The organism is Corallococcus carmarthensis (genome assembly GCF_003611695.1).
Classification (GTDB): domain Bacteria; phylum Myxococcota; class Myxococcia; order Myxococcales; family Myxococcaceae; genus Corallococcus; species Corallococcus carmarthensis.
This window is the reverse complement of record NZ_RAWE01000025.1, coordinates 22,326-44,421: the sequence shown is the minus strand read 5'-3', so window position 1 is coordinate 44,421 and position 22,096 is coordinate 22,326. Positions and strand designations below refer to the sequence as shown.

Below are 22,096 nucleotides of genomic sequence, written 5' to 3'. Positions count from 1 at the left end.
CACTCGTCATCCGAGCGGCGTGGGGGAGGCCAGAAACCTGCGGATCACATTATTCGGTCGAACAGCGACCTGCCATGCGTTCCATGCCGCCGGGCCTGCCTGCTCTCCAGCAGGGCTGGAACAGGCGTGGCACATCCCGCGACAGGGCGAATGAAACAGGCGTTTCAGCCCCCATCCCAGGATGGATGGGGTTGGCTCCGCGCACGGTCGCTCAGTGACCCGCGGAGCCGGGCGGCTCGACGCGCTCCACCTGCTTCTGCACGGCGGCATCCGACGCCACGTCCGTGCCCAGCTGCAGGTACGTCAGCAGGTAGGTGCGCCCTGTCGCCGGGCCCTGCGCCTCCGCCGTGCGGGCCAGGGCATCACGCCGGGATTCGAAGGAGGCGAGCGTCTCCTGGAGCGAGCGGCGCGTGTCCTCGTTCTTCTCCGCCTTCAGGCGCTCCTGCACGCGCGCGATGTTCGCCTCCACCATGCGCTGGCTCTCCCGGGCGCGGTTCGCCTCGGACAGGTCGGCGAAGGGGCCCGTGCCGTCCACGGACACCTCCAGCTTCGCGACCTGGCGGCCCCGCTCCCCGGGGGGCACCAGCGTGGACACGCCCTGGCGCTGCGCCATGCCCACGCCCCGGCCGTCGTGCGACTGCACCACGAAGTCCACACCCTCGGCGCCCTGGGCCAGCTTCACGGCCTCCACGTAGGGCACCGCCGCGAGCAACACCACCAGCTGCACCTGCTCCTTCTGGCGCAGGCGCTTCACCTCCGCGGTCACCGCGGGCGCCACCGGCAGGCCCCGGACGCCCTCGGGCAGGAAGGCCGTGCCGTCCGAGCTCCCAGCCGGGGCCTTGGGGTCCGCCGACGCCGGGGACACGCCGACGATGCCCACCTTCAGCCCGCCCACTGTCGTCACCACCGAGGCGGGAAAGAGCGGCTGCCCCTTCGCGTCCACGAGGTTCGCGGACACGAGCTTCAGCTTCGTGCCCTTGGTCTTCTTCTTCAGGAAGTCCACGCCCAGCACGAGGTCGCGCTGGCCCACGGCCATCGCCGCGTAGCCCTGCGCGTCCAGCTGCTCCAGGAGCAGCTCCGCGCGAGGCTTCGCCGCCGGATCCTGGCCGTCCGCCAGGGTCTTGAAGAGCGCGTTGCCAGCGTCCAGTGCGAGCACCGGCACGCCCTTGGCGCGCTCCTGCGTCAGGACCGTCTTTCGTCTGGCCAGACCGCCAGACGGGTTGTGTCGTCAACCACAGGGGGCGATTTCGCCCCCATTGTCTCCGGTGAAGAGCAGCACGAGCTTCTTCGGCGCGGCCCCCGCCACCATCGGCAGGAGCAGCAGCAGCGCCAGCGCGGCGAGCCGGGGCGCGCGGGGGCTCACTTCTTCGCCTTCTTCGGGGCCGGGGCGGGCGCGGGCTTCTTGTCCAGCTCCACCAGCTTCGTCTTCGCCGTCTTGGCCGCGTCAGACTTGGGGTAGCTCTTCACCAGCTCCTCCAGCGCCAGCTTCGACTCCTCCTTCATCTTCAGCTTCTGGAAGCACTCGGAGGAGCGCAGGTACGCGTCCGGCGCGGACGCCGTCTTCGCGAAGTCCTGCACCACCTTGCCGTACTCGAAGAGGGCCTCGCGGCACTTGGACTCGGTGAAGTAGGTCTCGCCCAGGCCGAAGTGCGCCTCGCCCACGAGCGCGTCCTTGGCCCACTTCTTCACGAACTCGTTGTAGAGCTGGCGCGCGACCAGCGTGTCGCCGGCCTTCGCCTTCTCCTGCGCGAGCGCCAGGAACTCCTTCTTGTCCGTGGGGCGCTGGAGCTCCTCGGCCTTCTTCTTGGCCTCGGCCTCCTTCACCGCCTCCGTGCCCTGGAGCGCCAGGAGCCGCTGGTTCGTTTCTTCCGTGCTCTTGCCGAGCGCGGCCTCCAGCTCGCCAATCTTGTAGAGGTACGTCTCCACCTGGCCGCGCAGCTGCGCCAGGTCCTCCACCGTCTTCTGGAACTGCACGCCGATGTCCGCGTCCTTGCGGCGCGCGGCGGTGTCCAGGCTCTGCAGGGCCTGGGTCACCTGGGCGACCTTCTCGTCGATCTTCGGCTGGGTGGCGGCGAGCTGGTCGCGCGCCTCCTTCAGCTCCGTGGCCATCCGGGCGTTGTCCGCGCCCAGCCGGTCCACCTTGGCTTCAAGGGCACGGCCGCGGTCGGCGGGGTAGAAACAGCCGGGAACGGCGGCGGTCAACAGGGCGAAGAGCACGAGCCTGCGCATGGGCCGCGCATCCTAGGTCCAAAGCGCCCCGCGCGCCGCTTCTGTTTCCACTGCCCGCCCCCCTCCGGACCGCACGCAGGCCGGGCGGGCGGCCCACCCCCTGCCCTCAGCGCGGCCCCTCTGGCGCCAGCCGCTCCACGGCCCGGGCGCAGGCCACCCGGAGCCGGGCCAGGTTGAGGAAGAAGGGCACTGGCCGCGCCCGCCCCGAATCCACCGCCCGCAGGGCCCGGCGGTACGCCTCCAGGGCCGCGCCGGGCTGGCCGCACTGCTCCAGCAGCAGCCCCAGCAGGTAGCGGGCGGCGACATGGTCCGGATCCAGGTCCAGGCACCGGCGCAGGTCGTGCTCCGACTTCTCGTCCGGAACCCCCGTGGAGGCCCCGTCGAGCACGCACGAGAAGAGCCAGTCCGCCTCCGCCATCGAGGCCTCGTCCGGGGGTGCGGGCGCATCCGGCTTCGAGGCCGGCGCGTCCGGCTTCGGCGCGGCGGGCCCGGCGATGCTCGGGAACCGGCCGGAGTCCCGCTTCGGCCGGGGCGTCTCCACGGGCGCGGCGTCCTCGCGCACGTAGAAGAACGCGTGCTCGCTGGGCAGGAGCCGCAGCTCCGGAGGCACCTGGAGCAGGGGCTCCGCGGCGGACAGCACCAGCACCCCACCGGGCGCGAGCCTTTCACCCAGGCTGCGCACCGTGCGCTGGAAGGCGTCCGGGGTGAAGTAGATGAGGACGTTGCGGCAGAAGATGACGTCGAACCCGCCGCCCCCGAAGGCCTCCGGGTAGGGCGCATCCATCAGGTTGTGGCGCCGGAACTCCGCCTGCGCGCGCAGCGACTCCACCAACGCGTGCCGCCGGCCCTTCGGCGCGAAGTAGCGCGCGCGCGGCCCCTCCGGCACGCGCCGGAGCGCATCCGCCGGGAAGCTCAGCTCGCGCGCCCGGGTGAGCACCTGTTCGGAGATGTCCGTGCCCAGCACGCGGCTGGCGGGGTCGGCTCCCTCCTGCGCCATGAGCAGGAGCAGCGTGGCGACCTCCTCGCCCGCCGCGCAGCCCGCGCTCCACACTCGCAGCGGCGTCTTCGAGCGCTGGATCCGCGGCGACAGCACGTGCTCGCGGAAGGCGGTGAGCTGCACCTCGTCCCGGAACACCTCCGACGTGTGCACCGCCACCGCGTCCACCAGCCGGGCCAGGTCCGCCGCGCCCGCCGGGGTGCGCAGGTGCACCGCCAGCTGCGCCGGGCTTCCACCGTGTCCCAACGCCTCCAGCCGTGCGTCCAGCCGCCGCCGCTGGGCTCCGCTGAGCGCCATGCCCGTGTGCGCCTGGAGCCAGGCGTGGACGGGAGCCCAGCGCTCGGAGGAGGACGTCATCGCTCGACGGTCAGCGGCTGAGGGCCAACGACTCTCCGCGCGCCAGCCGCGCCAGGGTGGCGGCGACGTCATCGCCGTGGATGAGGTGATCCACCGCCTTGCGCTCCACCGCCGCGCCCGGCATGCCGAACACCACGCAGGACTCCTCGTTCTGCGCCAGCGCCAGGCCACCGCCCTGCTTGATGGCCAGGAGCCCGTCCGCCCCGTCCGCGCCCATGCCGGTGAGCACCACGCCCACCGCGCGCCGGCCATAGGCCTTCGACACGCTCTCCAGCAGCACGGTGCCGCTGGGCATGTGCCCGTCGCGTTCCACGCCGGCCTTGAGCGTCACGCGGCCTCTCACGGGCACGACCATGTGCTGATCCGGCGGCGCCACCAGCACCAGCCCCGGCGCCAGCGTGTCGCCGTCCACCGCGAGCCGGACCTTCAGCTTGCTCGCGTTGGCGAGCCAGCTGGCCAGCGACTCGGAGAAGGCGGCGTTGATGTGCTGGACGATGACGATGGGCGCCGGGAAGTCCGCCGGCAGCTCCGACAGCATCCGGTAGAGCACCTGCGGGCCGCCCGTGCTGGCGGCCACCGCGACGATGCCCATGGAGGCCGCGGGCAGCACCGCGACCGGAACGTGGGGCGTCCCCGGCGGGCCGCGCTTCTGGCCTCGCACGTGACGGATGACGCGCACGGAGGAGATGAGCTTCACCTCCTTGGTGAGGTTCCACGCCTCCGGCCCCGCGTCGATGGAGGGCTTGATCTGCAGCGCCAGCGCGCCCAGCTCCAGCGCGCGGTACGTCAGCGCGGGGGCCTGCGAGCGCGGATCTCCCGTCAGCACCAGGATGGGCGTGGGGACCTCGGCCATGATGTGCTCCACGGCCGTGAGCCCGTCCATGACGGGCATGTCCACGTCCATGGTGATGACGTGGGGACGCAGCTCCTTCGTGAGGGCAACGGCCTCCTGGCCGTTCGCGGCGGTGCCAACGACCTGGATGTCCGGGTCGTCGCTCAACGCGGCGCTGATGAGCTGGCGGCAGATGACCGAGTCATCCACCACCAGCACCGACACTTTCTTGCCCATGACCGTTCAATACCCCGTACGCGCCGCGGGAGTATAGCAATGCGAGGGGCCCCCGGGCCTCAAGCGACTTCAGCCCAGCAGACGCCCTACGACGTCCACCAGGTCCTGCCGGACGAGGTCGCCCTTGGTGATGTAGCCGTCCGCTCCGGCCGCCAGCCCACGCGCCCGGTCCGCCTCCCCTCCCCGGGTGGTGAGGATGACGACGGGCAGGCGGCCCCGGCCCGGGTCGGCCTTCAGACGCCGGGTGAGCTCCACGCCGTCCATCTCCGGCATCTCCAGGTCGGTGACCACCAGCTCCACCGGGGGGCCCTCCTCCCCCAGCTGCTCCAGCGCCGAGGGGCCATCCGCCGCCCGGAGGGTGTCGTACCCCACCGCCTCCAGCAGGTTGGCCACCAGCTCGCGGGTGAGGGGCGAGTCGTCCACCACGAGGATGCGGCGGCGGCGCGGCGCGGGCGCTCGCACCGGGGGACGGGCGAGCTTCAGGGGCACGGTGCCGTGCACGCCCGCCGCCAGCGCGGCCGCGGACAGCACCATGGCCAGCCGCCCGTCCGCGAGCGACGTCGCCCCGGTGAGGTGCGTGAAGCGCGCGAGGATGCCCTTCAACGGGAGGATGGCCTGGACGCGCTCCTCCAGCACCCGATCCACCGCCAGTGCGGCCTCCATGCCCTGGCCCTTCACCACCAGGACCAGCTCGCCCTCCCGGGCCGGGCGCTCGGGGGCATGTCCCAGCAGCGACGCCAGCGAGGCGAAGGGCAGCACGCGGCCCTCCATCCGCAGGGTGGGACGGCCGGCGACCTCTCCCACCTCCGAGGCGTCCACCTTGAGGGCGCGGGAGACGTGGACGGCGCTCAAGGCGAGCGTCTCGTCGAACACCTGGACGAAGAGCAGGGGCGCCACGGTGAGGGACACCGGGACGCGCAGGGTGAAGATGGTGCCCCAGCCGGGCGCGGACTCCACGCCCACGTCGCCGCCCAGGGCCTGGAGGGACGTACGCACGGCATCCAGCCCCACGCCCCGACCTGACAGGTCGGTGACCACTTCGCGCGAGGTGAAGCCGGGCAGGAAGACGAGGTCGCGCGCGGCGGCGTCGGACAGGGCGTTGGCGGCGGGTTCGTCCAGCATGCCCCGGCGCACGGCCACGCGCCGCAGGAGCGCGGGGTCCATGCCGGCGCCGTCGTCCTCCACGCGCAGGATGATCCGGCTGCCCTCGCGGGCGGCGCGCAGGGTGAGACAGCCCCGGGGGTGCTTGCCGGAGGCGACGCGGTCCACGCGCGTCTCCAGGCCGTGGTCCAGCGCGTTGCGGACCAGGTGCATGAGGGGTTCGCGCAGGGCCTCCACGACGGAGCGGTCCGCGCGGGTGTCCTCACCGTCCACGACCAGCTCCACCTCCTTGCCCAGCTCCCGCGCGAGGTCGCGGACCATGCGGGGGTAGGGCTCGAAGAGGACGGAGAGGGGCAGCATGCGCAGGCCCTGGATCTCCTCCGACACCTGATCCAGGTCGCGCAGCTCCGCGTTGGCGAGCAGCTTGGCCTCGCGGTGCAGGGTGGCGGCCACCTCCTTGGCGCGGCCCAGCCGTTCGGCGAGCGCCACGCCCGCGGGGCCCAGGTCCTCCGCGGCGCGGGCCAGTTCGCTCAATTCGCGCACGAGCTCCAGGCGGCGCGCGGTGGCCAGCTCGCGGCGGCGGGCCACCTGCCCCAGGTTGGTGACCGCGCTGGTGAGCATGTCCAGGCTGGCCACGCCGATGCGCACGGCCGTGTCCATGCGGACATCGCCGGTGCGCACCGCACCGGTGCCGGGCTTCTGCGCGGGGCTGGAGGAAGGGCGCGCGCGCGAGGTGTCGACCATCCGCGTGCCGGGCAGCGGACCCGGGGACGCCGTGGAATGGGCGAGGGGCGAACCCGCCGGGCTTCCCGGCACCGGCGCGACGAGGTGTGAATGGCCCGAGCCTCCGGTGGCCGGACCTCCCAGGTGCGAACCGTGCGAGCCCGGTGCGGCGCCGTCTCCGTGAGTTCCCGCCGAACTCCCGGCCGGCTCCGAGCGGAGGGCCGTGGCGAGGAACTGCGATGCGGCGGTTCCCGGGGATGCGGCGCCAGCAGGCGCGTCCTGGCGCGATACGGGCGTGCCCCAGCGCGCGGGGACGACCACGGCCCCCGACGGCTCACGGCGGTCCGTCACGATGAGATGCGACGCCCCCTCCCCCTTCGCGGCCCGGCCGCCCTCCTCCGGGCGGGAGGCTCCACCCGGACGCGCGGACTCCACGACGCCCCGCTGCTGCAGCGTCGCCACCAGCGTCTCCACCGCCAGCAGCGGCTCTCCCGCCTGGAGCGCGCCCGACAGCGCGAGCACCGTGTCCGCCGTGGCGAGCAGCGCGTCGGTCGACTCCGGCGACAGGCGGTAGCGCTGCGGCTCCGCGCACCGGACCAGCTCCTCCATTTCGTGCGCGAGCGTGTTGATCTCGCTGAAGCCCATCATCCGGGCCTCGCCCTTGAGCCCGTGCAGCTCGCGCAGCACCCGCTGCCCGGCCTCCAGGTTGCCCCCGGACTCCAGCTCCATCAGGGAGCGGTTGATGCGCTCCAGACGGACCGTGACCAGGTCGCGGAACTGCTTGAGGAGCCGTTCGCTGGGGTTCACCCGCCGCCCCCCTTGCGCAAGGTCGCCTGGTGGATCTGGAAGCGCTCCACCACGCCGCGCAGGTCCTGCGCCAGTCCCAACAGGTCCCCGTTCGCCGCGCCCACCTGCTTCGTCGCGTTGAGGCTCTGCTGGGTGATGCGCAGGATGTCCGCCATCGTGTCCGCGAGCTGATCCGTGCCCGCCTGCTGCTGCTGCGTGGACCGGGAGATGATCCGCACCGCGTCCGACGTCTGCCCCGCCAGGCTGACGATCTGCCGGAGCGATTCGGACACCTGCTCCGCGAGCCCCGTCCCCGTCTCCACCGCGCGCACCCCGCCGCCCGTCACCGTCACCGCCGCGGCGGAGGCCTCGCGCACCTCTTCGATGAGCCCTTCAATCTCCTTCGTGGACTCCAGCACGTTCTCCGCCAGCCGGCGCATCTCCGCCGCCACCAGCGAGAAGCCCCGCCCCACCTCGCCCGCCTTGGTGCCCTCCAGCTCCGCGTTGAGCGCCAGCAGGTCGGACTTGTCCGCGACGCCGTTGATGAACTCGACGATCTTCCCAATCTGCTGCACGCGCTTGTTGAGCCGCGCCACCGCCGAACCAATGGCCTGGTTGTCCTGCCGCATGCGCGACATGGCCCCCAGGAAGGACTCCGCGCTGCGCTGCCCGCCCTGGGCCGCCGCCAGCGTGCGCTGGGCGATCTCCGCCACCGAGCTCGCGTTGTCCGCGATCTGCTTCGCCGAGCGCGCCAGCTCCTCCGTGGTGGCGCTCGTCTCATCCAGGCTGCTGGCCTGCTCCGCGGCGCCCGCCTCGTAGCGCCCGGAGGTGCTGAGGATCTCCTCCGTGGTGGCCGAAATCTGCGAGCCCGCGCGCTGCAACTCCGAGAGCACGTCCGCCAGGTGCGTGCGCATCGTGGTGAAGGCCGCGGACACCGCCCACACCTCGTCCTCCGCGGGCACCAGCCGGGGGCTGGCCAGGTCGCCCGCGGCGATGCGGCGCGCCTCGCCGGACAACTCCCGCATGGGCCGCCCCAGCAACGTCCCGCCCAGATACGCCGTGGCGAGCGCCAGGCCGAACACCACCGCGCCCAGGAGCACGCTGGCCGTGAACGCGTCCAGCCGAAGCGCGTCCACCAGCGCGCCCTGCGCGTCCAGGCTGTTTCTCTCCAGCTGGGAGAAGACCCGGTCCGTCAGCGCCGTCACGACCTGCGCGCACATCACCGCGGGCGTCAGCACGCAGATGGCGGTGAAGGCCACCAGCCGCGCGCGGATGCGCGAGCGCCGGGGCAGCGCGGCGATGACCTGCGCATGCGTCAGCCCCTGCTCAGCCACCCACAGCACGCCGCGCCGCGCCCTCAGCGTGACGAGCCCATACACGAGCAGCGACGTGAGCGGGCCGAACAGCGCCCCCAGCCACGCGACCCGCAGGGTGATGTTTCCCTCCAGCCCCATCCACGACCAGAGCGCCGTCGCCACCACGCCCGTGGTCAGCCCCCACAACGCCAGTGAGCCGAAGAACGCCTCGCCCGGCGCGCGCGCCACCTCGCCCACCACCAGCGCCAGGTGCTCGGGCGTGGGAGACAGCTCCCCGCGCTCCAGGGCCCGCAGCCGGGGGAAGCGGCGCAGGGACACGCCCACGCCCAGGAGCATGTGCAGCGCGCTCACGCCCACCACCAGCACCACGAGCATGCCCAGCCGCTGCACCAGCTTGTCGCCCACCACGAGCGACGCGAAGTGCAGCCCCAGCGTGGAGCCCACCAGGTTCGCCAGCGGGATGGGCGCCATCAACTGCCGGCTGAAGGCGGCCCGCCGGGGGGCCTCGCGCGAAGGGAGGGCCATGTCACCCACCTCCCGACGCAGGGGGCGAACCGGGGGTACCGGTGGGTTCGCCGCCGGGGGGCTCGACGTGGAAGCGCTGCACCACGTGCTGCAGGTCCGCCGCCAGGGCGGACAGGTCCGCGTTGGCCGCCACCATCTGCTTGGTGGCCGCGGCGTTCTGCTCGGTGACGCGCAGGATGTCCCCCATGGCCGCCGCGAGCTGATCCGTGCCCGTCTGCTGCTGCAGCGTCGCCAGCGAGATGCTGCGCACCGCGTGCGACGTCTGCCGCGCCAGCTCCAGGATGAGCCCCAGGCTGTCGTCCACCTGCGCCGCCAGCAGCGTGCCCAGCTCCGTCGTCTTCAGGCCCGCTTCCGTGGCCATCACCGCGCCGTTGGTCGCGTCGCGGATCTCCCCGATGAGGCCTTCAATCTCCTTCGTGGAGCGGATGACGTTCTCCGCCAGCCTTCGCATCTCCGCCGCCACCAGCGAGAAGCCCCGCCCCACCTCGCCCGCCTTGGTGCCCTCCAGCTCCGCGTTGAGCGCCAGCAGGTCGGACTTGTCGGCGATCTCGTTGATGAACTCCACCACCTTGCCAATCTGCTGCACGCGCTTGTTGAGGCGCACCACCGCGTCCGCGATGGCCTCGTTGTCCTCCTTCATGCGCTGCATGGCGCCCAGGAAGGCGGTGGCGCCGCGCTGGCCGGACTGCGCCGCGCCGAAGGTCGTCTCCGCGATGGTGGACACGGACTCCGCGTTGTCGGCGATCTGCTGCGCGGACCGGGCCAGCTCCTCCGTGGTGGCGCTGGTGGCGTTGAGCGCCCCGGCCTGCTCGTCCGCGCCCACCTCCTGCTCCGTGCTGGTGGCCACCAGCTGCTCCGTGGTGGAGGAGATTTGAATGCCCGCCCGCTTGAGCTGCGACAGGGCCTGCACCAGCTGCACCTGCATCTGGGTGAAGGCCGCGGAGGTGGCCCACACCTCGTCCTCGGCGTGGATGACGCGTGGGGGCCGCACCTCCCCGCGCGCGATGCGCGTCGCGTCCTCGGTGATGGCGCGCAGGGGCTCCGACAGCGCCGTGCCCGCGAGCGCCGCGGTGCCCAGGATGAGCAGCGTGACGAGCCCCGCGACGAGCCCCAGCGGCGGGCCCCCGCCGTTGCGCGCCCGCGCCATCACCTCCGTGCGTTCGGCGGGCGTCTTGGCCTGGCCCCACGCGTCCACCACCGTCACCGTGCGCGTGAAGGCCACGTCCAGGATGAAGAGCGACGGGCTCAGGACCGCGATGGCGGTGAACACCACCAGCCGGCGGCGGATGTGCATGCGCCGGGGCGGCAGCGCGGCCAGCACCTCCAGCGGCGACGGGCCCCGCGACACCAGCTGCTCCAGCGTGGCCCGGGCGCGGCGCACCACCATCAGGTAGACGAGCATCGCGCTCAAGGGGCCGATGGACAGCCCCAGCACCGTCACGCGCAGGGACTCCGTCCACGGCACGTGCGCCAGCAGGGGGAAGGTCAGCGCCACCGTCAGCGTGCCGCCCAGCCAGCCCTGCATCACGAACCAGAAGCTCCGGCCGGGGATGGCCGCCACCTCCTGGACCGCCACCAGCAGGTGCTCCGACGTGACGGGCAGCCGGCCTTCGCCCAGCGCGAACAGCGTGCGCAGGGCCCGCGTGTCGCGCGCGTACCCCACGCTGATGAACAGCGCGAGCGCGCAGAACATCAGCCCCGACAGCGGCGTGCGCCCCGCCTCCGGCAGCGTGTGCGACAGGTGGATGTGGAGGAACGCGAGCCCCACGCCCAGGCAGCTGCCCGTGATGCGCGGCCGCGTCGTCCAGCGGCCCAGGGAGCGAAGCTCCGGCGGCGGCGTCATGCGCCCTCCCCGTCCAGCCCGCGCAGGTAGCGCTGGAAGCCGTCCAGGCGCAGCAGCGGCCAGAGCACCCCGCGGGTGATGACGAAGCCGCGCAGGCTGCCCCCGGAAGCGCCCGCCACCACCGGCGAGGGCGGCAGCACCGACAGCACCTCCGAGTCGATCTCCAGCCCGTCCACGCCCACCGTCTCCCCGGCGGCCGTCACGAGCACGCGCTGGAAGCCCCCGGAGTCCTGGAAGGCCCGGTGGGCGGACACGGCGCCCGCGTCCGGCGCGGCGATGGAGGCCACCTCGCCCGCCTCGAAGGCGATGCGGTGCGGCCCCACGTGGCACAGGAGCGTCCCCTCGACCCGGCCTGCGGGAAGCATGCGGGCTAGCCGCCCTGGCTGAGGTGGTCGAAGAGGCCTTCCGGGTCGATGACGGCCACGTCGCGCGAGCCGCTCTTCACGGGGCCGCGCAGGTGGACGTGCACTCCAGAGGGGCCCAGCGGCTCCAGCGCGCCCATGAGGGCGGACACGCCGGCGACGCTGCTGGCGGTGAGGGCCAGGGTGCCGCGGGACAGCCGCACCAGGACGGCGCGGCGGGACCCGGCGGTAACCCCGCCCACCAGCAGGCTCATGTCCACGACGGGGATGACTTCACCCCGGTGCGCGAACACACCCAACAGGTGGGGCGGGGAACCCGGTACCCGCGTCAGCTCGGGGAAGGTGACGACCTCCGCCGCGGCTTCCGCGGGCACCGCGTACCAACTGCTTCCACACGCGAAGACGAGATAGGACTGGCGTGTTTCCGACTCTAGGGCGGCCATGCGCCCCAGAGCCTACCCCAGAACTAGCGCTGGAACTCCACGCGGCGGTTCTCCGACCAGCCTTCCTCGGTGGCCGCGCTGGACACCGGGCGGGTCTCACCATAGCCCACCGTGGACAGCCGGTTGCCCGGCACGCCCAGGTCGACCAGGTAGCGCTTCACGGCCGCGGCGCGGCGGTTGGACAGCTGGAGGTTGTACTCCTCCGTGCCGCGCTCGTCCGCGTGGCCGCCCAGGGTGATCTTGCCCTGGCTGGCCTTGATGCAGGCGGCCAGGTCACCCAGGCGCGACTGCGCGCTGGAGTCCAGGGTGGACTCGTTGAAGCCGAAGCGCACCGGCGAGTAGTCGCAGCGCGAGGAGGCGTCCGACGTCACGCACTTGCCGGACTGGCACTCCTGGCCCTCACCGCAGTCGGTGCTGGCGGTGCAGGTGTCCTTGGGGGCCTGGCAGCGGCCGGCCTGGCACTTGCCACCGTTGCACGCGGAGTCGTCCTTGCACTGGGCCTCGGCGCACTTGCCGGCCTCGCAGATGCGGCCGGTGCCACAGGCCGCGTCCGTGGTGCACTCGGGCGGCTTGGGCGCGCACTTGTTGGCCTGGCAGGTGAAGCCTTCACGGCAGTTCGCGTCCGTCGCGCACTCCTGGCACTGGCCCTGGACGCAGACCTCGCCCTTCTCCTGGCACTGCTCGTCGTTGTTGCACTTGGGGTAGGTGGGCGGGCACCCGGTCATCACGGCCACGGCGAGGGCCAACCCGGCCCAAAGCGAAATCCGACGCATCATTCCTCCGACAGCAACCACGGGAAAAGAGAGGCCCACAGGGGGCGGGCCAAGGCTGTCGCGTGTAGTCGGACCCACAGGGGAGAGTCAAAAGATTTGTCTTTTCCCCAGCCTTCCGGGCAACACGAGACCCTTGAAGCCCCGATTATTTCCGTGAGAGTGTGAGCGGTTTGCCCATGCCCGCCGCCGTCCTCATCGTCGATGACGAGAAGAACATCCTCCTCACCCTGAGCCAGTCGCTGCAGCTGGCGGGCTACCGCACGGAGCTGGCCAGCAGCGGGCAGGTGGCGCTGGACGTGGTGAGCGCGCGGCCGGTGGACGCGGTGTTGATGGACGTGAAGATGCCGGACATGGACGGCCTCACGGTGCTGGCCAAGCTCACGGCCCTCAAGCCGGACCTGCCCGTCATCATGATGTCGGGCCACGGCACCATCGACACGGCGGTGAAGGCGACGCAGCTGGGGGCGCGCGACTTCCTGGAGAAGCCCCTCGCGCGGGACCGGCTGCTGGTGGCGCTGCGGAACGCGCTCAAGCACCAGGCTGCGATGGAGGAGCTGGAGGAGCTGCGCGCGCAGCTGGGCCGCTTCGACATGGTGGGCGGCGGGCCCGCCATGCAGCGCATCTTCAGCCTCATCCAGCGCGCGGCGCCCAGCGAGGGGCGCGTTCTCATCACGGGTGAGAACGGCACCGGCAAGGAGCTCATCGCGCGGGCGCTGCACCAGAACTCCAAGCGCAAGGGCGGGCCGTTCGTGAAGCTCAACTGCGCCGCGGTGCCGCACGACCTCATCGAGAGCGAGCTGTTCGGCCATGAGAAGGGCGCCTTCACCGGCGCGGTGAGCGTGCGGCGCGGCAAGTTCGAGCTGGCGCACGAGGGCACCCTCTTCCTGGACGAGATTGGCGACATGCCGGCCGCGATGCAGTCGAAGCTCCTGCGCGTGCTCCAGGAGGGAGAGCTGGAGCGCGTGGGCGGGGCGGAGACGCTCAAGGTGGACGTGCGCGTCATCGCCGCGACGAACAAGAACCTGGAGAAGGAGATCGCCGCGGGGCGCTTCCGCGAGGACCTCTACTACCGGATCAACGTCGTGCAGATTCATTCCCCGCCGCTGCGCGAGCGCCGCGAGGACCTGCCGGACCTCATCGACACCTTCCTGCGCGAGGCGTGCGCGAAGAACGGGCGGCGGCCGCTGGCCCTGTCGCCGGACGCGCTCGCGGTGATGAGCGCGTATGACTACCCGGGCAACGTGCGCGAGCTGCGCAACCTGGTGGAGCGGCTGGCCATCCTCTGCGAGGGCCCGGTCGTCTCACGCACGGACGCGCTGGAGCTGCTGCCCCGGGGCCGTCCCCTGCCCCCCATGCCCGAACCCACCGTGGGCGGCGATGCTCCGCCCCTCGCGGCGCCCGCGCAGGCCGCGCCCGCCGCCGAGCCCGCCACCGCGAATCCTGGTGGCTGGAAGCCGCGCGTGGATCAGACCTTCCGCGAGCAGGTGGAGGACGCGGAGCGGGAGATCATCCAGCGGGTGCTCGCCCACACGCATGACAACGTGACGGAAGCGGCGCGGATCCTCGACCTGGAGCGGGGGCACTTCTACAAGAAGATGAAGGCCCTGGGCCTGCGCCGCGGACAGGCCGAGTCATAGGGCGCCCTCCTGGCCGCACGCCTCCGGCCGCGTTGACGCCCGCGCGAGGCGTCTGGTCTATTGCGTCCACGGGTGCCGAGGGGTGCCCGCCGCCCGGAAAGACGACGTCACCCTCGCTTCACCCGCTGTCGCCAGACTCCCGATGCAGTCCTTCCACGGTCCCCCAACGGGTGAGGGCCAGCACCGGAGGATTCGTCATGGGAACCGGCAGCACCCTCCCCGTCACACTTCATGAATACAAGGTCCGCGCGTCCCTGCTCATCAAGGACCTGGACTCGTCCGACGCCGCCCGCGCCACGCGCGCCGCGGAGCGGATGCGCGCCCTGCCCTTCTTCGCGGCCCTGCCCCTGGGCGAGGTGCTCGCGCGCCGGGACACCGTGCAACACAAACACGGGCTCGCCGTCATCGCGCGGGAGGCCGGCCACGCCACCTGGGCGGACCTGAAGCAGGCCCTGGAGGGCGGTGCGCGAAAGCTGGACCCGCGCGCCTTCTTCCAGAAGGTCCAGGCCGTGTTCCTCAACCGGTGGTTCTCCACCTACGCGGAGGCCGCGCAGTCGCTGGAGGCGCAGGGCGGCTTCCTCTTCCCCTTCCGCGACCAGTGCTTCGTCTGCGAGGCCGACTTCGTCCAGGCGCTGGGAGCCGACCCGAGGGACGCGGACTGGGAACGCATGGGCCGCGACTGGGTGCGCCCCCGCGACGTGGCCGCGAAGGAGCGGCTGGAAGCGAAGCTCGTCGCGCTGGGCTACGGAGGCCACCATGTCCGGTGACGACTCGCGCGCGTCCCGCGCCGAACGCAAGCGCGCGTACAAGGAAGCGGAGGTGCCCATGGGCATCTACGCCATCCGCTGCCACGCCAACGGCAAGCTCTTCGTGCACCACGCCCTCAACCTGACCGCGATGTTCAACCGCATCCGGTTCGAGTTCGCCCAGCGCATGCACCGCGTCCCCGAATTGCAGGCGGACTGGGAGCGCTACGGCGAGGCATCCTTCTCCTTCGAGGTGCTGGACAAGCTGCCACCCCGTGAGGAGCCCGGCGGCCCTCCGCCCCTGGAGGAGTTGAAGGTGCTGGAGGAGATGTGGCTGGAGCGCCTGAAGCCCTACGGCGACGCCGGCTACAATCCACCGCCCGGCCCCTGAGGCCTTTCGCGCCTCGCGCGAAGCGTCCAGTGACGAATCCGGAAACAATCCGTCACGTCCGTGTAACGAAGAAGTCACGTCCGCCCTTCAAGGTCCGCAATCGCAGTGCCACGGCGGAGACCCCGCTCCGCCGTGGCCGTGAACCCCCGCACCCGAAAAGGGATACCCATGGCCTTGCCTCGTCCGCGCCTGTCCGGCGCCTTCGCGTTGTTGGCGTTCGTCCTTGGCGCCTGTGGCAGCGACCGCCCCGACACCTGGACCGACGCCTCGCACGGGAAGAACGCTCCACCGGCCTACGACGTCGTCTTTCCCAAGGGAAAGGTGCAGCGCCTGGACATCGTCGTCACATCCGAGGACTGGACGACGATGCAGGACGACATGACATCCATGCTCGGCGAGTTCGGCGCGGGTGGAGGCGTCGGACCCGGTGGGCCTCCGGACGGTGGCCTGGGGGGTGGCGGGGGATTCCCCGCGGAGTTCGAGGCCGCGTGCGTGGGCAAGGCGGCCGGTGAGGCCTGCACCGTCACCTTCAACGGAACCACCTTCACCAGCACCTGCGCCACGTCCCCCATGGGCGGCGCGCTCGCGTGCCTGCCGACGATGGGCGGTGGAGGCCCCGGCGGACGTCCCGACGGCGGCGGGCTGGATCCGGGCGGCGGTGGCGCGGGCGACCTCCTCCCCAACACGCCGGTGTACGTGCCCGCGACGGTGAAGTTCGAGGGCAAGTCATGGAACCACGTGGGGCTTCGCTACAAGGGCAACTCGTCGCTGTCCCAGGCGTGGCGGAGCGGCGTGGGCAAGATGCCGCTGCGCTTCAACTTCGACAAGTTCGAGGATGCGCACCCTGAAATCGAGGGCCAGCACTTCTACGGCTTCGGCAAGCTGTCGCTGTCCAACGCGGTGGCGGACGCGTCGCTCGTCCGCAACAAGGTGGCCACGGACCTGTTCCGCGAGGCGGGCGTCCCGGCCAGCTACACCGCCTTCGCGGCCGTCTACCTGGACCACGGCGACGGCCCCCAGTACTGGGGCCTCTACACGCTGGCGGAGGATCCGGGGGATCCGCTGCTCGAGCGCTCCTTCGGCGACGACAGCGGTCCGATCTACGAGGCGGACGGCACCGGCGCGCGGCTCCAGACCTTCGACGAGGCCTCCTTCGAGCCGGACAACAAGGCGGCGGAGGCGGCGGGCTGGGGCAGCGTGCAGGCGCTCATCACCGCGCTCAATTCGGACCGCGCGGACTCCGTCGCGTGGCGCTCGCGGCTGGAGGCGACGCTGGACGTGGACGGCTTCCTCAAGTGGCTGGCCTACAACACCGTCATCGAGAACTGGGATGCGTACGGGGGCATGGCCCACAACTACCTCCTGTATTCGCATCCGGGGGAGAACGGCCGGCTGCACTGGGTGACGTGGGACCATGACCGGTCGTTCCAGGACGGCATGCGCGCCACGTCGCTCTCGCAGGAGTCGGTGGACGCGACCTGGCCGCTCATCCGCTACCTGATGGACGACCCCACCTACCGGCCCGTCTACGAGAAGTACGCGCTGGAGGCCGTGGACGGCCTGCTCGCCCCCGGTCCCCTGGAGGCGCGCTTCCGCGAGGAGCACGCGCTCGTCACCCCGTGGGTGGTGGGTGAGAACGCGGAGCAGGCGGGCTTCACGTTCCTGAGCAGCCCGCAGGCGTTCCAGGAGGCGCTCACCGGCGCCAACGGCCTGGTGGACTTCGCGACGAAGCGACAGGCCGAGGTGCACGCGGCCTTCGGTACGAGCCCATGAGCGCGACGGCCCGGGTGCAGGACGAGGACAGGCCCGCGCCTTGCGCGGAGCAGGACCGGGAGCGGCGCTTCCAACCGTCGCGTGACGCGCTGGCGGCCTTCCTGAGCGCCATCCAGGGTTGGACGTCCCGCCACCTCTACGACCCGGGCCTTCCCGTGGCCTACACGCGCACGACCTACCTGGACACCGAGGGCCTGGATTTCCTGGGCACGTGTCATTCGGGCCAGGCGGAGCGGCTGCGCCTGCGGGAGTACGCGGGCGCGGCCCACCTCGCGGAGGCGCCGGTGCTGACGGGGACGCGCTTCCTGGAGCTGAAGCGCAACCACGGCGAGCGGCGCACCAAGGTCCGGCTGTCCCTCACCGAACCGGAGGCCCGGGCGATCCTCACGGGCCAGCCCCTGCCGCTGGAGGGCGCCGCCGCGCGGCTCCTGCGACAGGCGAGCCTCATGCCGGTGCGGCCCTGGCTCACCGCGTGGTACCGGCGGACCACGCTGGCCACGGTGTCTTGCGACGTGCGCATCACGCTGGATGAAGGGCTGGTGTTCGCGCAGCCACCGGACACGCCCGCTGCCGCGGCGGTCGCGGCCCCCACGCGGCTCGTGGGCCGGGCGCCGCCCGCGACCGTCGTGGAGGTGAAGTGGAAGCGCGACACTCCCTCCTGGCTGGAGCAAGCGCTGTGGGGGCTGTCGTCCCATGAGACGGCCGCCTCGAAGTTCGAGCAGGGCATGCACGCGCTCCTGGACGGCGCGCGTCCCACGAAGTGAATCCCCCCTAAGGAATCCCCCTCCCGTGCCACCCAGACTCCGCCCCCCTTCTGGCCGTGCCATGCCCGCACGCGGGCTGCTGCTGACCTTACTGCTGCTCTGCGCGTCCGCGAACGCGCGGCAAGCGGACACCGCCCCTCCCGCGGACGCGCCTCCGCCCTCCGCGCAGTCCCTGCCGGAGCCGCCTTCCACCCCCGTGGCCGAGCCGCCTCCGCCGGACGACGACACGGGAGCGGACCTTCCACCGCCCACCGTGCGGCTCCCCGCGGGCTCAGGCGTCATCGAGGTGGGAGGCCGGCTGTCGGTGCGGGAGACGGTGGACTCGCGTCCGGACAAGGTCTGGTCCGGACGGCTGTCATTGCCGGCGACGCGCCTGGAGGCCACCTACCGCTTCAAGAAGAAGATCAAGGCGGTGGTCGAGTTCGACGTGCAGGACGGCCTCAAGGACGCCTACGTCTGGCTGGACCTGCCCCGTGGCTTCGCCATTCGCGCGGGCCAGTTCAAGGTCCCCCTGTCACTCATCGAGCTGGAATCCTCCCGGTCGCTGCCGCTCGCGCGCCGGGGCCTCCTGCGGGACGTGCTGCGCGACGCGCTGGTGCTCACCGGCCGCAGGCCCGGCGCCCAGCTGGAGTGGAAGTGCAAGGACTGCGCGGTGGACCTGAAGCTGCGCGCGGGCGTGTGGCAGACGGGCAACGACACCGGCAAGGTGGACCTGTCCAAGGGGCTGGGCGTGGTGCCTGCCTTCCGGGGCACGCTCACGCTGGGCACCGTGGAGCTGGGCGCCTCCGCGCTCCTCCAGCCCGCGGGCGCCATCGACGGCGGCTCGCACACCGGCTGGACGGCGGGACTGGACGTCCAGCACGAGCTGCCCATCGGGCGCGGCGCGCTGCGCACCTGGGGCGAGGTGCTGGTGGGCCGCACCGAGCTGCTCACCGGCCTGGAGGGCCCCTTCCTCACCGCGCGGGCGCTGACCGGCTGGCGCATTGGCGGAGGGACACGGGGCGCGCTGTTCGTGGAGCCCTTCGTGATGCTGTCCGCGTTGGATCCGGACCGCACGCTCCACCAGGACCTGGTGTGGGAGGGCGCGCTGGGCCTGAACGTCGGCCAGTTCCGCCACTGGCGCCTCCAGGCCCAGGCGGAGGTGCGGAAGGCCGGTGACGCCGTGCCCGCCGTCGTCACGTCCCTGGAGGACAACCTGGCTTCACGCAAGGCCGTGCTGCTGCAGATGGAGGTCGCCTTCTGATGTTCATCGTGTTCGAGGGAATCGACGGGTCGGGCAAGACGACGCTGTCCAACCGGGTGGCGCGCGAGCTGCGCCGGGCCGGGCTCACCGTGCGCCACGTGCGCGAGGACGGCCGGCTGGCCTCGCCCGTGTCGGAGGGGCTGCGGCGCTTCACGCGCGACCCGCTGCACCTGGCGCTCACCCCCGTGGCGGAGCTGCTGCTGTACGCGGCGCGCGAGGCGCAGCTCCTGGAGGAGGTGACGCGGCCGGCGCTGGCGGAGCACGACGTCGTCATCGCCGACCGCTTCCTCTACACCGCGGAGGTGCTGGCCCGCTTCGGCCGGGGCCTGCCGGAAGCGGAGGTGCGGCCCGTGCTGGATACCTGCCAGCGCGGACTGCACCCGGACCGCGTCTTCCTCATCGACGTGGATCCCGCCATCGCCCGCGCCCGCCGCCGCGCGTCCAAGCTGCTGGCGAAGGACCGCTCCACGCCGTCGCGCAAGGGGCTCACCGGCACCGGCCTCCAGGCCCGCCTGCGCGCCGGCTACCGCTCCCTGGCCGTCGCGAGCCCGGAGCGCTGGAGCATCATCGAGAACACCGACGTGCCCCTGGACGAGCAGGTGACGCGGCTGGTGGAGGACGTGCTGCGCGCGCGCCGCGGTGAAGCGCCCCTCTTCCACGCGGGCCTGACGCGCCCCACCGTCCCGGTGCGCTCGCTGCCGGAGGCGCGCGGCCGGTTCCTGGCCCGGCTGGATGGCTGGACCGTGGACGAGCCGGGCCTCGCCGCGTGGTTCCTCGCGGGCATGGAGGGACAGGACGTCGAGGCGCGCCGCGCGCTGCTGGCGGAGCGATGCCCGGAGCTCATCGCCCATGGGCTCGCTGGCCTCACCCACCCCGCGGCGTGGGAATGGCGCCACCGGTTGGAGGCCGCCGCGCCCGAGCACGTGCTCGCGTCCCTCACCGACGACGCCAGCGACACGCCGGAAGCCTGGCACCTGCGCGAGCGGTGGGAGGCACGGGCCCCGGAGGCCGTGGCCGCGTCGCTCACGGGTTTGGATTCCGAGCGCGCCTGGCTCATGCGCGACCGGCTGTCACGTACCGCGCCGGAGCCGGTGATGGTGTCGCTCTCCGGCCTGGACAGCGCGCGGGCCTGGGACGAGCGCTGGCGGTGGCTGTCCTCGCGCGGCGGCGACGCGGCCTTCGCGGACGAGGGCGTGGCCCGGGCGCTGTGCCGCTCGCTGCGGGGCGTGGACAGCGAGCGGGCGTGGGAGTGGCGCGAGCGCGCGATGGCCGTGGCACCGGACGCCGTGCTGCGCTCGTTGGAGGGCCTGGACAGCCCCCGCGCCTGGGCCCTTCGCGAACAGCACGCGGCGCGCGCGCCCAAGGCGGTCATCGGCTCGCTCACCGGGCTGGACGTGCCCGCCGCGTGGAAGCTGCGCGAGACGTTCGGCGTGGCGTGCGAGGAGGTGCTGGACTCGCTCACCGGCATGGACGTGCCCGCCGCGTGGAGGCTGCGCACGGTGCTCGCGGACACCTGGCCCTCCGCCACCGTGAAGAGCCTGGGCCTCCTCGCCGCGACGGCGCGAGGCCAGGCCCTCACGCTGGAGCTGTTGGAACGTCACCCCCACGACTTCGCCCTCCTGCGCCAGGCGGCGCGGACGGCCTCGCAGCTGGAAGAGGAGCCTCGCCATGGCGTCGCATGATGTCTTCAACGCGGGCGCGCAGGCGTCCGTGCACGGGCTGCCGCTCCTGGAGGTGCTGGAGCGGCTGGGTTTCGCGCTGGTGCTGGGCTCGCTGCTGGCCTTCCGGCCGTGGCGGCGGTGGATGCCGCGCGCGCCGGTGATGGCGCAGGAGACCATGCACACCCAGCTGCTCATCGCCATCGCGGGGGCGGTGATGTCCACGGTGATTGGCGACAGCATGTCGCGCGCCTTCGGACTGGTGGGCCTGGGCGGCTTCATCCGCTTCCGCTCCGGCATCAAGGACTCACGCGACGCGGCGGTGATGTTCGTGATGATTGGCGTGGGCATGGCCTGCGGCCTGGGCGCATTCCCCATCGCCGTGTGCGCCACGCTGTTCTTCGGGGCCGTGCTGCTCGCGCTGGACTCCACCCTCCAGCGCCACCCGCAGCGGCTGAAGCTCTCCCTGGACGTGGAGGACCTGGGCGCCGCCCTGCCTCCCTTGCGCCTGCTGCACCCCGATTCGCGCGTGCTCACCCTGGAGCAGGCCCACGCCACCCCGGGCGGCACCGCCGTGGTGGAGCTGCCAGTGCCGGAGCACACCGACACCTTCCTCCTCCTGGAGAAGCTGCGCGGCGCGCTGCCCGGCGTGCGCGGAGCCTCCATCGACCCCGAGTAGGCCCCCTCCCCCCACCGCGCCTGGAGCCCCCATGTTGCAGCGACTGATGCCAAGGTCGGACGGCTTCTTCGACGACTTCGACGCGCAGTGCACCACCACGCTGGAGGGCACGCGCCTGTTGCACGCGCTCTTCAGCGACTACCGGGACGTGGGCGACCGGGTCCGGGCGCTCCAGGCCGTGGAGCACCGGGGCGACGCGGTGGCGAAGGCCGCCTTCACCCGGCTCCACCGCGAGTTCATCACCCCCTTCGAGCGCATCCACATCCACGCGCTCGTGTCCCGCATCGACGGGGTGCTGGACCTCGCGCACGCCGCTGGCTCGCGACTGCACGCGTACGAGCTGCCGGAGTGCCTGCCGGAGGCCACGGAGCTGGCGCGGCTGCTGATGCTGTGCGCCGAACAGGTCCGCGACGTGGTGACGTGCCTGCGCGCCATCAAGCAGCCCGAGCGCATCCTCACGGGGTGTGAAGCGCTCCGGAGGCTGCGAGGCCAGGCAGACACGGTGCTGGGCACGGGCCTGGGCCGCCTCTTCCGCGGCGACCTGCCCCCACTCACGGTCATGAAGTGGAAGGGGGTCTACGACCTGCTGGAGACGGCCCTCGACCGGTGCGTGGACGTGGTCCAGGTGGTGGAGGGGGTCGTCCTGGAGCACTCCTAGAGGCACTGTCCCGGAGTCCACCC

At 72.3% G+C, this 22,096-nt stretch carries 20 protein-coding genes; 9 read left to right on the top strand and 11 right to left on the bottom strand.

The features are described from left to right. Positions 1 to 211: 211 nt before the first annotated feature. From D7X32_RS10070 to D7X32_RS10025, 11 genes are all read right to left on the bottom strand, one after another. Positions 212 to 1,162: a bifunctional UDP-sugar hydrolase/5'-nucleotidase gene (locus D7X32_RS10070; protein WP_208752379.1), complete on the bottom strand. Its 951-nt coding sequence runs from the start codon at positions 1,160 to 1,162 to the stop codon at positions 212 to 214. 66 nt (positions 1,163 to 1,228) lie between these two features. Then, entirely contained in the window at positions 1,229 to 1,363 is a 135-nt protein-coding gene (locus D7X32_RS47500) for a hypothetical protein (RefSeq protein WP_279635571.1), read from the bottom strand. After that, a complete protein-coding gene (locus tag D7X32_RS10065; protein WP_120602304.1) occupies positions 1,360 to 2,229 on the bottom strand; it encodes a tetratricopeptide repeat protein in 870 nt (289 codons plus the stop codon). Before D7X32_RS10065 ends, D7X32_RS47500 begins: the two co-directional genes overlap by 4 nt. 106 nt (positions 2,230 to 2,335) lie before the next feature. After that, positions 2,336 to 3,583 carry a CheR family methyltransferase gene (locus tag D7X32_RS10060; RefSeq protein ID WP_120602303.1) on the bottom strand — a complete coding sequence of 416 codons (1,248 nt, stop codon included), beginning with the start codon at positions 3,581 to 3,583 and terminating at the stop codon, positions 2,336 to 2,338. A 10-nt stretch (positions 3,584 to 3,593) separates the two neighbouring features. After that, positions 3,594 to 4,652 carry a chemotaxis-specific protein-glutamate methyltransferase CheB gene (cheB, locus tag D7X32_RS10055; RefSeq protein ID WP_120602302.1) on the bottom strand — a complete coding sequence of 353 codons (1,059 nt, stop codon included), beginning with the start codon at positions 4,650 to 4,652 and terminating at the stop codon, positions 3,594 to 3,596. A gap of 69 nt (positions 4,653 to 4,721) precedes the next feature. Continuing rightward, positions 4,722 to 7,283 carry a hybrid sensor histidine kinase/response regulator gene (locus tag D7X32_RS10050; RefSeq protein ID WP_120602301.1) on the bottom strand — a complete coding sequence of 854 codons (2,562 nt, stop codon included), beginning with the start codon at positions 7,281 to 7,283 and terminating at the stop codon, positions 4,722 to 4,724. Further along, a complete protein-coding gene (locus tag D7X32_RS10045; RefSeq protein ID WP_120602300.1) occupies positions 7,280 to 9,103 on the bottom strand; it encodes a methyl-accepting chemotaxis protein in 1,824 nt (607 codons plus the stop codon). The genes D7X32_RS10050 and D7X32_RS10045 overlap by 4 nt, the downstream gene beginning before the upstream one ends. 1 nt (position 9,104) lies before the next feature. Beyond that, the gene (locus tag D7X32_RS10040) at positions 9,105 to 10,946 is read right to left on the bottom strand and encodes a methyl-accepting chemotaxis protein (RefSeq protein ID WP_120602299.1); all 1,842 of its coding nucleotides are present in this window, start codon (positions 10,944 to 10,946) and stop codon (positions 9,105 to 9,107) included. Further along, positions 10,943 to 11,311, bottom strand: a complete 369-nt coding sequence (locus tag D7X32_RS10035; RefSeq protein ID WP_120602298.1) for a protein CrdC — start codon at positions 11,309 to 11,311, stop codon at positions 10,943 to 10,945. The genes D7X32_RS10040 and D7X32_RS10035 overlap by 4 nt, the downstream gene beginning before the upstream one ends. A 5-nt stretch (positions 11,312 to 11,316) precedes the next feature. Next, on the bottom strand, positions 11,317 to 11,751 hold the full coding sequence (locus D7X32_RS10030) for a chemotaxis protein CheW (protein WP_120602297.1): 435 nt from the start codon (positions 11,749 to 11,751) through the stop codon (positions 11,317 to 11,319). A gap of 23 nt (positions 11,752 to 11,774) precedes the next feature. Beyond that, positions 11,775 to 12,524, bottom strand: coding sequence for an OmpA family protein (locus D7X32_RS10025; protein ID WP_120602296.1), 750 nt, complete (start codon positions 12,522 to 12,524; stop codon positions 11,775 to 11,777). Positions 12,525 to 12,700: 176 nt separating this feature from the next. On the opposite strand from D7X32_RS10025, the gene D7X32_RS10020 reads away from it, so the two are divergent. The 9 genes from D7X32_RS10020 to D7X32_RS09985 all read left to right on the top strand — a co-directional run bounded on the left by D7X32_RS10020 (position 12,701) and on the right by D7X32_RS09985 (position 22,073). Further along, positions 12,701 to 14,161 (top strand): sigma-54-dependent transcriptional regulator, encoded by a 1,461-nt coding sequence (locus tag D7X32_RS10020; protein ID WP_120602310.1) that lies wholly within the window; start codon positions 12,701 to 12,703, stop codon positions 14,159 to 14,161. 197 nt (positions 14,162 to 14,358) lie between these two features. Then, on the top strand, positions 14,359 to 14,928 hold the full coding sequence (locus D7X32_RS46205; RefSeq protein ID WP_171449418.1) for a hypothetical protein: 570 nt from the start codon (positions 14,359 to 14,361) through the stop codon (positions 14,926 to 14,928). Then, positions 14,918 to 15,298 carry a GIY-YIG nuclease family protein gene (locus tag D7X32_RS46200; protein WP_208752377.1) on the top strand — a complete coding sequence of 127 codons (381 nt, stop codon included), beginning with the start codon at positions 14,918 to 14,920 and terminating at the stop codon, positions 15,296 to 15,298. The genes D7X32_RS46205 and D7X32_RS46200 overlap by 11 nt, the downstream gene beginning before the upstream one ends. 168 nt (positions 15,299 to 15,466) lie before the next feature. Beyond that, positions 15,467 to 17,071 carry a CotH kinase family protein gene (locus tag D7X32_RS10010; RefSeq protein ID WP_120602295.1) on the top strand — a complete coding sequence of 535 codons (1,605 nt, stop codon included), beginning with the start codon at positions 15,467 to 15,469 and terminating at the stop codon, positions 17,069 to 17,071. Further along, entirely contained in the window at positions 17,068 to 17,835 is a 768-nt protein-coding gene (locus D7X32_RS10005; RefSeq protein WP_120602294.1) for a VTC domain-containing protein, read from the top strand. The genes D7X32_RS10010 and D7X32_RS10005 overlap by 4 nt, the downstream gene beginning before the upstream one ends. A 61-nt stretch (positions 17,836 to 17,896) precedes the next feature. After that, the gene (locus tag D7X32_RS10000; RefSeq protein WP_158625652.1) at positions 17,897 to 19,078 is read left to right on the top strand and encodes a porin; all 1,182 of its coding nucleotides are present in this window, start codon (positions 17,897 to 17,899) and stop codon (positions 19,076 to 19,078) included. Further along, entirely contained in the window at positions 19,078 to 20,760 is a 1,683-nt protein-coding gene (tmk, locus tag D7X32_RS09995) for a dTMP kinase (RefSeq protein WP_120602292.1), read from the top strand. The genes D7X32_RS10000 and tmk overlap by 1 nt, the downstream gene beginning before the upstream one ends. Next, positions 20,747 to 21,415: a DUF4956 domain-containing protein gene (locus D7X32_RS09990; RefSeq protein ID WP_120602291.1), complete on the top strand. Its 669-nt coding sequence runs from the start codon at positions 20,747 to 20,749 to the stop codon at positions 21,413 to 21,415. Before tmk ends, D7X32_RS09990 begins: the two co-directional genes overlap by 14 nt. A gap of 31 nt (positions 21,416 to 21,446) precedes the next feature. Beyond that, positions 21,447 to 22,073 (top strand): DUF47 domain-containing protein, encoded by a 627-nt coding sequence (locus D7X32_RS09985; protein ID WP_120602290.1) that lies wholly within the window; start codon positions 21,447 to 21,449, stop codon positions 22,071 to 22,073. Positions 22,074 to 22,096 lie beyond the last annotated feature (23 nt).

What these genes read in the sequence shown, in the direction of transcription:
- tmk (WP_120602292.1), top strand. Translation starts at nt 19,078, where the DNA reads ATGTTCATCGTGTTCGAGGGAATCGACGGGTCGGGCAAGACGACGCTG.
- D7X32_RS10060 (WP_120602303.1), bottom strand. Translation starts at nt 3,583, where the DNA reads ATGACGTCCTCCTCCGAGCGCTGGGCTCCCGTCCACGCCTGGCTCCAG.
- D7X32_RS10025 (WP_120602296.1), bottom strand. Translation starts at nt 12,524, where the DNA reads ATGCGTCGGATTTCGCTTTGGGCCGGGTTGGCCCTCGCCGTGGCCGTG.
- D7X32_RS10030 (WP_120602297.1), bottom strand. Translation starts at nt 11,751, where the DNA reads ATGGCCGCCCTAGAGTCGGAAACACGCCAGTCCTATCTCGTCTTCGCG.
- cheB (WP_120602302.1), bottom strand. Translation starts at nt 4,652, where the DNA reads ATGGGCAAGAAAGTGTCGGTGCTGGTGGTGGATGACTCGGTCATCTGC.
- D7X32_RS10010 (WP_120602295.1), top strand. Translation starts at nt 15,467, where the DNA reads ATGGCCTTGCCTCGTCCGCGCCTGTCCGGCGCCTTCGCGTTGTTGGCG.
- D7X32_RS10045 (WP_120602300.1), bottom strand. Translation starts at nt 9,103, where the DNA reads ATGGCCCTCCCTTCGCGCGAGGCCCCCCGGCGGGCCGCCTTCAGCCGG.
- D7X32_RS46200 (WP_208752377.1), top strand. Translation starts at nt 14,918, where the DNA reads ATGTCCGGTGACGACTCGCGCGCGTCCCGCGCCGAACGCAAGCGCGCG.
- D7X32_RS46205 (WP_171449418.1), top strand. Translation starts at nt 14,359, where the DNA reads ATGGGAACCGGCAGCACCCTCCCCGTCACACTTCATGAATACAAGGTC.
- D7X32_RS10035 (WP_120602298.1), bottom strand. Translation starts at nt 11,311, where the DNA reads ATGCTTCCCGCAGGCCGGGTCGAGGGGACGCTCCTGTGCCACGTGGGG.
- D7X32_RS10020 (WP_120602310.1), top strand. Translation starts at nt 12,701, where the DNA reads ATGCCCGCCGCCGTCCTCATCGTCGATGACGAGAAGAACATCCTCCTC.
- D7X32_RS10000 (WP_158625652.1), top strand. Translation starts at nt 17,897, where the DNA reads ATGCCCGCACGCGGGCTGCTGCTGACCTTACTGCTGCTCTGCGCGTCC.
- D7X32_RS10040 (WP_120602299.1), bottom strand. Translation starts at nt 10,946, where the DNA reads ATGACGCCGCCGCCGGAGCTTCGCTCCCTGGGCCGCTGGACGACGCGG.
- D7X32_RS09990 (WP_120602291.1), top strand. Translation starts at nt 20,747, where the DNA reads ATGGCGTCGCATGATGTCTTCAACGCGGGCGCGCAGGCGTCCGTGCAC.
- D7X32_RS10005 (WP_120602294.1), top strand. Translation starts at nt 17,068, where the DNA reads ATGAGCGCGACGGCCCGGGTGCAGGACGAGGACAGGCCCGCGCCTTGC.
- D7X32_RS10065 (WP_120602304.1), bottom strand. Translation starts at nt 2,229, where the DNA reads ATGCGCAGGCTCGTGCTCTTCGCCCTGTTGACCGCCGCCGTTCCCGGC.
- D7X32_RS09985 (WP_120602290.1), top strand. Translation starts at nt 21,447, where the DNA reads ATGTTGCAGCGACTGATGCCAAGGTCGGACGGCTTCTTCGACGACTTC.